The organism is Clostridium nigeriense (genome assembly GCF_900086595.1).
GTDB lineage: Bacteria > Bacillota > Clostridia > Clostridiales > Clostridiaceae > Clostridium > Clostridium nigeriense.
This window is the reverse complement of sequence record NZ_LT575472.1, coordinates 1,292,201-1,303,788: the sequence shown is the minus strand read 5'-3', so window position 1 is coordinate 1,303,788 and position 11,588 is coordinate 1,292,201. Positions and strand designations below refer to the sequence as shown.

The following is an 11,588-nucleotide window of genomic DNA, read 5'->3' as shown; positions in this document are numbered from 1 at the left end:
CCTGCAACTGCCATATTAAGGTTTCCCCATAAATCATAGGCACCTTGATTTCCCATAAATAATGAAGGATTGTATTACATCATATCCACCACAATACGTACCTCCTTGAGATCCAACTGGACCTGTATAAACCTTGGTCCCCTTAGGTATTTAATAGCATATACTGTATCTACCACTGACTTACTGTCAGTTCTCCTGTAATTGGGTCAATCCACTGTGGTTTTACTGCTGTATCAATTCTCACTTTTGCAACTGATTCCGGAAGTTCTGTAGTAAACCATTGACCTAATGCATTCTCTGAATTTCCTCCTCTATAATATATTCTGTCCTCTGTAAGAACTTCCACATTATATCTTCCACCATAAAAATTACTTGCTGGATTTCCTTGCATATCTACTAATGGCCCTGGATTCTCTATCATATTAAATTCATATTTTGCAATATCATCTGTTCCATTTATTACAGAACCATTTCCACCATTACTATGTTTATTTACCCACTTTGGGCTAAATCTGTTTTATTATATTTTACTACTACACACTAGTATTTCAAATAATTCTCTCAAGAAAAAATAGAAACTAGCCTATTTTATTTTTCAGCTAGTTTCTTTGTCTTTATCTCACTGCATTATTAATATTATACGGTGAATATTATTAATAATTTTATTAAATTTATAACCTCTTAAATCATTCTTTTTAATGCATTAAATTTATATTTAATTTTGCAGTAACTATAAAATAATATCTTCTAAATACTTTTTTATATACTTTTGTTCTATTCTAGTCCTTTCTTCTTTCATATGATTAAACTTTAGTATTGGTATTTTTATTTCAATTAAAGCTTCTATATCATTTAATTTTAATTCCTTCTTAAATACGAATTGTTCTTCTTTATTAAATCCATATAGTGATGCTAAATCTGAATTACTTGTAAACAATGAAATTTTTTCATTGTTTAATATGTGTTTTCCTATACACCATGGTTCAAATTCTATATTGTTATATATTACTTTATAATTTAATTCATAAGCAAATTCTAAGTCATCTACACTTACTTCTTTTACCAATATATCACTATGTTTATTTCCTAACACATCCACATACTCTTTAAATCCATTATTCATATCCTCCTTTTTACTACTAGTTAATTCCACTTTATTATTATAAATATTCATTAAAAATTTTTTACCTTTATATATGCAATATTCTTTAGACATTTTTCATACCTCACTTTAATTCAAGCCATCCAAGATTCTTATCATAGATAAATTGCTGCACTATATCTCCTGTTTTACTGTCTAGAATCTTAAATTTATCTCCATTAATAAATTTTCTAACTGATTGATAATATTCTGGTAGTACTACATCAGTACTACCTGTAAATGCTTTTCCTGTATAAGGATAATCATCTGGTTTCGGTGCCCAATCTGGAATAGATATTTTACTAACATCATTTACTTTATACTCTATTGTTCCGTAGAATTTATCTGGTAAGCCAACTGATTGTGAAATGCCATCAACGCCAGTTGTAGTCTTAAATGCTGTATTATTATAATCTAATCTTGCTCCATTATATTTATCAAATAGTGTTTTTAAATTAGCGCCATGCTCTTCTACCGCTGTAAAACCTCTAACTCCATCATAGTCAGGATTATATAAGTATTTATATATGTCACTTTGAGGTATTGTTTTACACATTAAAGTATCTGCTGATGGTAATCCTATCTCTTTTCTTATAGAATCAACTAACAATTCCTCTGAATCAGTTAACACTCTATCGGGATGTAGTAATTTAGCAAATTCATCTACTGAATATCCTTTTCCATTAATAATATTTTTAATACTTTCAGAAGTATTTACTTCAGCTTTACTTACCCCCTTGGGGCAGAGTCTGTCTTTTTATTTTTAGTATCAGAGTTGAGTACTTTCAACCATTTCCACAGTTTTAAGACCATTTCCAACTACTTGCACTCTGTTAAAGTGATTCACACCAAATCATAGATTTAGGTTCTCTACTTTTCATTTTTTTCTGATATGTATCTACTTTTTCAGTCTTTTTTTCCTTAATCTGTTAACTTAATTTTATCATGCAACCTCTTTAATTTCTACATTAGGTAATTTACATAAATAAAAAATACCGTTGTAATTGAAGTATCGACATTTCAGTTACAACGATATTTTCTTTAACTTTTAGGTTAAAAAGGGGTATAGGTATTTAAGATTTTAAAAAGTATTTTTAGTTTCATCAACTAGAATTTACTTTTTAATTTTATCTGCCACTCTCCCCCCTAAGTCAATTCATTATTAAAATTATGCATTGTTAAAATCAGTTATAATATTATTAATTTAAGCAACTTCATTTATTACTCTTTTTTATGAATTCAATTAATTCCTTATTATGCATTATTTCTATTATAAGTTATTAATATTCCACTATCTGCTGCTTTAGGGTCATAATATGATTCTATTTTCCCCCAACTATATCTATATATTAGTGCTACTGGTAATTTTTCATGAGCTTCTCCTAAATTATTTATTAACCAGTTATTATGACTTTCTCTTTTCAATTCTACTTTATCATCACTCCAATTATCATAAGAATTTTTCAATTTTAAATCTGCATTTTTCATTTCTATCGATGATAGGAAACTATCTTTAAATATAATTTTAACCCATAGTGATAATCCATCTATTATTTGTGGACTTTTAAAATTATATCTTTCAATATTTCCATTTGTATAACTATTTACATCTATTAAAAATATTTTTTTAAAACTTTCACTATCCATTCCACTATATATTTCTTTATTATTTATAACTATTTTGCCTTTATCTAGTCTCATCTATATCCTCCTATTTTTACTTTAGTCCTTCTAACACATCTAACATTTTATTGTAATCATCTAAGTGCATTTTATAATTATTCAACTCAACTGCCTTCAATTCAACTTTCCTTATTTTTCCACTACTCAATAACTCTTTAAAATCCGGAAGAAACATTTGAGGAAGTCCGCCACTTCCAAATTGCGGATTAGCCTTCGTTATTCCAAAGGCTACATCTATTGGTTCTGTTATTTCATAAGCCATCATTTTACCTCTATATTCAGCAACATCCATTCCATCTTCCCAGTAAGGTTTAACTTGTAGTCCTTCAAATAACTTCCTTGCGTCCCCATCTACTCTATCTAGAGCACTTTTAGTAGTTGCATATCCTGTTGGATATGGGTCTCCAACATATATTACTTTCCCCTTTTTCAAGGTTATGTTTTTATACTTATCAACGCCAACATACGGAAAACTCCCTTGCCAACTTTGAGCTACTTCCGCTGGACTAGCTTTACTTACCCCCTTATCAACTACTTTTAGGCTATTCTCTAATTCCAGAGCTTTTATCCTAAGCTTTACAACTTCATTTGGATCTACCTTATTTAAGGCTATACGAGTATTTAGTTTATTGTCTGCAAACTTCCATAATTTAATATCTGCATCGCTAAGTCCTGGATATCCTGTGTTATTTCCTGATTCTACTTGTTTCCAATAATCATTATATCTTTTAGCATCATCATAACTCATTCCTTTTGCAAATGATGCTTCTCCAAAGAATTTCCTTCTAAGTTTATAACCACCAATTCCAATTCCAAAATTCAAGCCTAAATTAAGGAGAGTTGACTCTGTTTGATTTAATTCTAACTCGCCGACTGCAAAATTAGTAATATTACTACTTACCCAGTTTACTCCTATAGCAAAACTTGTTTCCTTTCCAATTGCCTTTACTGCTTCTTTAGCTATGATAGATTTACTTGCTCCTGCCACTCCATTTACTGCCTGCGAAACTGGAATACATAAACCTGCAACTGCCATATTAAGGTTTCCCCATAAATCATAGGCACCTTGATTTCCCATAAATAATGAAGGATTGTATTACATCATATCCACCACAATACGTACCTCCTTGAGATCCAACTGGACCTGTATAAACCTTGGTCCCCTTAGGTATTTAATAGCATATACTGTATCTACCACTGACTTACTGTCAGTTCTCCTGTAATTGGGTCAATCCACTGTGGTTTTACTGCTGTATCAATTCTCACTTTTGCAACTGATTCCGGAAGTTCTGTAGTAAACCATTGACCTAATGCATTCTCTGAATTTCCTCCTCTATAATATATTCTGTCCTCTGTAAGAACTTCCACATTATATCTTCCACCATAAAAATTACTTGCTGGATTTCCTTGCATATCTACTAATGGCCCTGGATTCTCTATCATATTAAATTCATATTTTGCAATATCATCTGTTCCATTTATTACAGAACCATTTCCACCATTACTATGTTTATTTACCCACTTTGGGCTAAATCTGTTTTATTATATTTTACTACTACACACTAGTATTTCAAATAATTCTCTCAAGAAAAAATAGAAACTAGCCTATTTTATTTTTCAGCTAGTTTCTTTGTCTTTATCTCACTGCATTATTAATATTATACGGTGAATATTATTAATAATTTTATTAAATTTATAACCTCTTAAATCATTCTTTTTAATGCATTAAATTTATATTTAATTTTGCAGTAACTATAAAATAATATCTTCTAAATACTTTTTTATATACTTTTGTTCTATTCTAGTCCTTTCTTCTTTCATATGATTAAACTTTAGTATTGGTATTTTTATTTCAATTAAAGCTTCTATATCATTTAATTTTAATTCCTTCTTAAATACGAATTGTTCTTCTTTATTAAATCCATATAGTGATGCTAAATCTGAATTACTTGTAAACAATGAAATTTTTTCATTGTTTAATATGTGTTTTCCTATACACCATGGTTCAAATTCTATATTGTTATATATTACTTTATAATTTAATTCATAAGCAAATTCTAAGTCATCTACACTTACTTCTTTTACCAATATATCACTATGTTTATTTCCTAACACATCCACATACTCTTTAAATCCATTATTCATATCCTCCTTTTTACTACTAGTTAATTCCACTTTATTATTATAAATATTCATTAAAAATTTTTTACCTTTATATATGCAATATTCTTTAGACATTTTTCATACCTCACTTTAATTCAAGCCATCCAAGATTCTTATCATAGATAAATTGCTGCACTATATCTCCTGTTTTACTGTCTAGAATCTTAAATTTATCTCCATTAATAAATTTTCTAACTGATTGATAATATTCTGGTAGTACTACATCAGTACTACCTGTAAATGCTTTTCCTGTATAAGGATAATCATCTGGTTTCGGTGCCCAATCTGGAATAGATATTTTACTAACATCATTTACTTTATACTCTATTGTTCCGTAGAATTTATCTGGTAAGCCAACTGATTGTGAAATGCCATCAACGCCAGTTGTAGTCTTAAATGCTGTATTATTATAATCTAATCTTGCTCCATTATATTTATCAAATAGTGTTTTTAAATTAGCGCCATGCTCTTCTACCGCTGTAAAACCTCTAACTCCATCATAGTCAGGATTATATAAGTATTTATATATGTCACTTTGAGGTATTGTTTTACACATTAAAGTATCTGCTGATGGTAATCCTATCTCTTTTCTTATAGAATCAACTAACAATTCCTCTGAATCAGTTAACACTCTATCGGGATGTAGTAATTTAGCAAATTCATCTACTGAATATCCTTTTCCATTAATAATATTTTTAATACTTTCAGAAGTATTTACTTCAGCTTTACTTACCCCCTTGGGGCAGAGTCTGTCTTTTTATTTTTAGTATCAGAGTTGAGTACTTTCAACCATTTCCACAGTTTTAAGACCATTTCCAACTACTTGCACTCTGTTAAAGTGATTCACACCAAATCATAGATTTAGGTTCTCTACTTTTCATTTTTTTCTGATATGTATCTACTTTTTCAGTCTTTTTTTCCTTAATCTGTTAACTTAATTTTATCATGCAACCTCTTTAATTTCTACATTAGGTAATTTACATAAATAAAAAATACCGTTGTAATTGAAGTATCGACATTTCAGTTACAACGATATTTTCTTTAACTTTTAGGTTAAAAAGGGGTATAGGTATTTAAGATTTTAAAAAGTATTTTTAGTTTCATCAACTAGAATTTACTTTTTAATTTTATCTGCCACTCTCCCCCCTAAGTCAATTCATTATTAAAATTATGCATTGTTAAAATCAGTTATAATATTATTAATTTAAGCAACTTCATTTATTACTCTTTTTTATGAATTCAATTAATTCCTTATTATGCATTATTTCTATTATAAGTTATTAATATTCCACTATCTGCTGCTTTAGGGTCATAATATGATTCTATTTTCCCCCAACTATATCTATATATTAGTGCTACTGGTAATTTTTCATGAGCTTCTCCTAAATTATTTATTAACCAGTTATTATGACTTTCTCTTTTCAATTCTACTTTATCATCACTCCAATTATCATAAGAATTTTTCAATTTTAAATCTGCATTTTTCATTTCTATCGATGATAGGAAACTATCTTTAAATATAATTTTAACCCATAGTGATAATCCATCTATTATTTGTGGACTTTTAAAATTATATCTTTCAATATTTCCATTTGTATAACTATTTACATCTATTAAAAATATTTTTTTAAAACTTTCACTATCCATTCCACTATATATTTCTTTATTATTTATAACTATTTTGCCTTTATCTAGTCTCATCTATATCCTCCTATTTTTACTTTAGTCCTTCTAACACATCTAACATTTTATTGTAATCATCTAAGTGCATTTTATAATTATTCAACTCAACTGCCTTCAATTCAACTTTCCTTATTTTTCCACTACTCAATAACTCTTTAAAATCCGGAAGAAACATTTGAGGAAGTCCGCCACTTCCAAATTGCGGATTAGCCTTCGTTATTCCAAAGGCTACATCTATTGGTTCTGTTATTTCATAAGCCATCATTTTACCTCTATATTCAGCAACATCCATTCCATCTTCCCAGTAAGGTTTAACTTGTAGTCCTTCAAATAACTTCCTTGCGTCCCCATCTACTCTATCTAGAGCACTTTTAGTAGTTGCATATCCTGTTGGATATGGGTCTCCAACATATATTACTTTCCCCTTTTTCAAGGTTATGTTTTTATACTTATCAACGCCAACATACGGAAAACTCCCTTGCCAACTTTGAGCTACTTCCGCTGGACTAGCTTTACTTACCCCCTTATCAACTACTTTTAGGCTATTCTCTAATTCCAGAGCTTTTATCCTAAGCTTTACAACTTCATTTGGATCTACCTTATTTAAGGCTATACGAGTATTTAGTTTATTGTCTGCAAACTTCCATAATTTAATATCTGCATCGCTAAGTCCTGGATATCCTGTGTTATTTCCTGATTCTACTTGTTTCCAATAATCATTATATCTTTTAGCATCATCATAACTCATTCCTTTTGCAAATGATGCTTCTCCAAAGAATTTCCTTCTAAGTTTATAACCACCAATTCCAATTCCAAAATTCAAGCCTAAATTAAGGAGAGTTGACTCTGTTTGATTTAATTCTAACTCGCCGACTGCAAAATTAGTAATATTACTACTTACCCAGTTTACTCCTATAGCAAAACTTGTTTCCTTTCCAATTGCCTTTACTGCTTCTTTAGCTATGATAGATTTACTTGCTCCTGCCACTCCATTTACTGCCTGCGAAACTGGAATACATAAACCTGCAACTGCCATATTAAGGTTTCCCCATAAATCATAGGCACCTTGATTTCCCATAAATAATGAAGGATTGTATTACATCATATCCACCACAATACGTACCTCCTTGAGATCCAACTGGACCTGTATAAACCTTGGTCCCCTTAGGTATTTAATAGCATATACTGTATCTACCACTGACTTACTGTCAGTTCTCCTGTAATTGGGTCAATCCACTGTGGTTTTACTGCTGTATCAATTCTCACTTTTGCAACTGATTCCGGAAGTTCTGTAGTAAACCATTGACCTAATGCATTCTCTGAATTTCCTCCTCTATAATATATTCTGTCCTCTGTAAGAACTTCCACATTATATCTTCCACCATAAAAATTACTTGCTGGATTTCCTTGCATATCTACTAATGGCCCTGGATTCTCTATCATATTAAATTCATATTTTGCAATATCATCTGTTCCATTTATTACAGAACCATTTCCACCATTACTATGTTTATTTACCCACTTTGGGCTAAATCTGTTTTATTATATTTTACTACTACACACTAGTATTTCAAATAATTCTCTCAAGAAAAAATAGAAACTAGCCTATTTTATTTTTCAGCTAGTTTCTTTGTCTTTATCTCACTGCATTATTAATATTATACGGTGAATATTATTAATAATTTTATTAAATTTATAACCTCTTAAATCATTCTTTTTAATGCATTAAATTTATATTTAATTTTGCAGTAACTATAAAATAATATCTTCTAAATACTTTTTTATATACTTTTGTTCTATTCTAGTCCTTTCTTCTTTCATATGATTAAACTTTAGTATTGGTATTTTTATTTCAATTAAAGCTTCTATATCATTTAATTTTAATTCCTTCTTAAATACGAATTGTTCTTCTTTATTAAATCCATATAGTGATGCTAAATCTGAATTACTTGTAAACAATGAAATTTTTTCATTGTTTAATATGTGTTTTCCTATACACCATGGTTCAAATTCTATATTGTTATATATTACTTTATAATTTAATTCATAAGCAAATTCTAAGTCATCTACACTTACTTCTTTTACCAATATATCACTATGTTTATTTCCTAACACATCCACATACTCTTTAAATCCATTATTCATATCCTCCTTTTTACTACTAGTTAATTCCACTTTATTATTATAAATATTCATTAAAAATTTTTTACCTTTATATATGCAATATTCTTTAGACATTTTTCATACCTCACTTTAATTCAAGCCATCCAAGATTCTTATCATAGATAAATTGCTGCACTATATCTCCTGTTTTACTGTCTAGAATCTTAAATTTATCTCCATTAATAAATTTTCTAACTGATTGATAATATTCTGGTAGTACTACATCAGTACTACCTGTAAATGCTTTTCCTGTATAAGGATAATCATCTGGTTTCGGTGCCCAATCTGGAATAGATATTTTACTAACATCATTTACTTTATACTCTATTGTTCCGTAGAATTTATCTGGTAAGCCAACTGATTGTGAAATGCCATCAACGCCAGTTGTAGTCTTAAATGCTGTATTATTATAATCTAATCTTGCTCCATTATATTTATCAAATAGTGTTTTTAAATTAGCGCCATGCTCTTCTACCGCTGTAAAACCTCTAACTCCATCATAGTCAGGATTATATAAGTATTTATATATGTCACTTTGAGGTATTGTTTTACACATTAAAGTATCTGCTGATGGTAATCCTATCTCTTTTCTTATAGAATCAACTAACAATTCCTCTGAATCAGTTAACACTCTATCGGGATGTAGTAATTTAGCAAATTCATCTACTGAATATCCTTTTCCATTAATAATATTTTTAATACTTTCAGAAGTATTTACTTCAGCTTTACTTACCCCCTTGGGGCAGAGTCTGTCTTTTTATTTTTAGTATCAGAGTTGAGTACTTTCAACCATTTCCACAGTTTTAAGACCATTTCCAACTACTTGCACTCTGTTAAAGTGATTCACACCAAATCATAGATTTAGGTTCTCTACTTTTCATTTTTTTCTGATATGTATCTACTTTTTCAGTCTTTTTTTCCTTAATCTGTTAACTTAATTTTATCATGCAACCTCTTTAATTTCTACATTAGGTAATTTACATAAATAAAAAATACCGTTGTAATTGAAGTATCGACATTTCAGTTACAACGATATTTTCTTTAACTTTTAGGTTAAAAAGGGGTATAGGTATTTAAGATTTTAAAAAGTATTTTTAGTTTCATCAACTAGAATTTACTTTTTAATTTTATCTGCCACTCTCCCCCCTAAGTCAATTCATTATTAAAATTATGCATTGTTAAAATCAGTTATAATATTATTAATTTAAGCAACTTCATTTATTACTCTTTTTTATGAATTCAATTAATTCCTTATTATGCATTATTTCTATTATAAGTTATTAATATTCCACTATCTGCTGCTTTAGGGTCATAATATGATTCTATTTTCCCCCAACTATATCTATATATTAGTGCTACTGGTAATTTTTCATGAGCTTCTCCTAAATTATTTATTAACCAGTTATTATGACTTTCTCTTTTCAATTCTACTTTATCATCACTCCAATTATCATAAGAATTTTTCAATTTTAAATCTGCATTTTTCATTTCTATCGATGATAGGAAACTATCTTTAAATATAATTTTAACCCATAGTGATAATCCATCTATTATTTGTGGACTTTTAAAATTATATCTTTCAATATTTCCATTTGTATAACTATTTACATCTATTAAAAATATTTTTTTAAAACTTTCACTATCCATTCCACTATATATTTCTTTATTATTTATAACTATTTTGCCTTTATCTAGTCTCATCTATATCCTCCTATTTTTACTTTAGTCCTTCTAACACATCTAACATTTTATTGTAATCATCTAAGTGCATTTTATAATTATTCAACTCAACTGCCTTCAATTCAACTTTCCTTATTTTTCCACTACTCAATAACTCTTTAAAATCCGGAAGAAACATTTGAGGAAGTCCGCCACTTCCAAATTGCGGATTAGCCTTCGTTATTCCAAAGGCTACATCTATTGGTTCTGTTATTTCATAAGCCATCATTTTACCTCTATATTCAGCAACATCCATTCCATCTTCCCAGTAAGGTTTAACTTGTAGTCCTTCAAATAACTTCCTTGCGTCCCCATCTACTCTATCTAGAGCACTTTTAGTAGTTGCATATCCTGTTGGATATGGGTCTCCAACATATATTACTTTCCCCTTTTTCAAGGTTATGTTTTTATACTTATCAACGCCAACATACGGAAAACTCCCTTGCCAACTTTGAGCTACTTCCGCTGGACTAGCTTTACTTACCCCCTTATCAACTACTTTTAGGCTATTCTCTAATTCCAGAGCTTTTATCCTAAGCTTTACAACTTCATTTGGATCTACCTTATTTAAGGCTATACGAGTATTTAGTTTATTGTCTGCAAACTTCCATAATTTAATATCTGCATCGCTAAGTCCTGGATATCCTGTGTTATTTCCTGATTCTACTTGTTTCCAATAATCATTATATCTTTTAGCATCATCATAACTCATTCCTTTTGCAAATGATGCTTCTCCAAAGAATTTCCTTCTAAGTTTATAACCACCAATTCCAATTCCAAAATTCAAGCCTAAATTAAGGAGAGTTGACTCTGTTTGATTTAATTCTAACTCGCCGACTGCAAAATTAGTAATATTACTACTTACCCAGTTTACTCCTATAGCAAAACTTGTTTCCTTTCCAATTGCCTTTACTGCTTCTTTAGCTATGATAGATTTACTTGCTCCTGCCACTCCATTTACTGCCTGCGAAACTGGAATACATAAACCTGCAACTGCCATATTAAGGTTTCCCCATAAATCATAGGCACCTTGATT

General features: G+C 29.6%; 15 protein-coding genes. All 15 read right to left on the bottom strand.

Translation table 11 applies throughout. From position 1 onward, the window contains the following. Positions 1-169 precede the first annotated feature (169 nt). Positions 170-421 (bottom strand): hypothetical protein, encoded by a 252-nt coding sequence (locus BN6774_RS18300; protein WP_066891394.1) that lies wholly within the window; start codon positions 419-421, stop codon positions 170-172. A gap of 309 nt (positions 422-730) precedes the next feature. After that, on the bottom strand, positions 731-1,216 hold the full coding sequence (locus BN6774_RS06345) for a hypothetical protein (RefSeq protein WP_066891392.1): 486 nt from the start codon (positions 1,214-1,216) through the stop codon (positions 731-733). A 10-nt stretch (positions 1,217-1,226) separates the two neighbouring features. Continuing rightward, on the bottom strand, positions 1,227-1,772 hold the full coding sequence (locus tag BN6774_RS06340) for a hypothetical protein (RefSeq protein ID WP_235829588.1): 546 nt from the start codon (positions 1,770-1,772) through the stop codon (positions 1,227-1,229). 623 nt (positions 1,773-2,395) lie between these two features. Continuing rightward, complete coding sequence (locus tag BN6774_RS06335; RefSeq protein ID WP_066891389.1) at positions 2,396-2,842, bottom strand: hypothetical protein; 447 nt, start codon at positions 2,840-2,842, stop codon at positions 2,396-2,398. A 16-nt stretch (positions 2,843-2,858) separates the two neighbouring features. Continuing rightward, complete coding sequence (locus BN6774_RS06330; protein WP_066891410.1) at positions 2,859-3,902, bottom strand: hypothetical protein; 1,044 nt, start codon at positions 3,900-3,902, stop codon at positions 2,859-2,861. Between the two features lie 113 nt (positions 3,903-4,015). Then, on the bottom strand, positions 4,016-4,267 hold the full coding sequence (locus BN6774_RS18295) for a hypothetical protein (RefSeq protein ID WP_066891394.1): 252 nt from the start codon (positions 4,265-4,267) through the stop codon (positions 4,016-4,018). 309 nt (positions 4,268-4,576) lie between these two features. Continuing rightward, a complete protein-coding gene (locus tag BN6774_RS06320) occupies positions 4,577-5,062 on the bottom strand; it encodes a hypothetical protein (protein WP_066891392.1) in 486 nt (161 codons plus the stop codon). A 10-nt stretch (positions 5,063-5,072) separates the two neighbouring features. Then, positions 5,073-5,618 carry a hypothetical protein gene (locus BN6774_RS06315; protein WP_235829588.1) on the bottom strand — a complete coding sequence of 182 codons (546 nt, stop codon included), beginning with the start codon at positions 5,616-5,618 and terminating at the stop codon, positions 5,073-5,075. A gap of 623 nt (positions 5,619-6,241) precedes the next feature. Further along, a complete protein-coding gene (locus BN6774_RS06310; RefSeq protein ID WP_066891389.1) occupies positions 6,242-6,688 on the bottom strand; it encodes a hypothetical protein in 447 nt (148 codons plus the stop codon). Between the two features lie 16 nt (positions 6,689-6,704). Beyond that, on the bottom strand, positions 6,705-7,748 hold the full coding sequence (locus BN6774_RS06305; RefSeq protein WP_066891410.1) for a hypothetical protein: 1,044 nt from the start codon (positions 7,746-7,748) through the stop codon (positions 6,705-6,707). Positions 7,749-7,861: 113 nt separating this feature from the next. Beyond that, positions 7,862-8,113 carry a hypothetical protein gene (locus tag BN6774_RS18290; RefSeq protein WP_066891394.1) on the bottom strand — a complete coding sequence of 84 codons (252 nt, stop codon included), beginning with the start codon at positions 8,111-8,113 and terminating at the stop codon, positions 7,862-7,864. Positions 8,114-8,422: 309 nt separating this feature from the next. After that, the gene (locus tag BN6774_RS06295) at positions 8,423-8,908 is read right to left on the bottom strand and encodes a hypothetical protein (RefSeq protein WP_066891392.1); all 486 of its coding nucleotides are present in this window, start codon (positions 8,906-8,908) and stop codon (positions 8,423-8,425) included. A 10-nt stretch (positions 8,909-8,918) separates the two neighbouring features. Continuing rightward, on the bottom strand, positions 8,919-9,464 hold the full coding sequence (locus BN6774_RS06290) for a hypothetical protein (RefSeq protein WP_235829588.1): 546 nt from the start codon (positions 9,462-9,464) through the stop codon (positions 8,919-8,921). A 623-nt stretch (positions 9,465-10,087) separates the two neighbouring features. Next, entirely contained in the window at positions 10,088-10,534 is a 447-nt protein-coding gene (locus BN6774_RS06285) for a hypothetical protein (protein ID WP_066891389.1), read from the bottom strand. Positions 10,535-10,550: 16 nt separating this feature from the next. Next, the coding region (locus BN6774_RS06280; protein WP_407922089.1) for a hypothetical protein at positions 10,551-11,588 on the bottom strand (1,038 nt) is incomplete at its 5' end.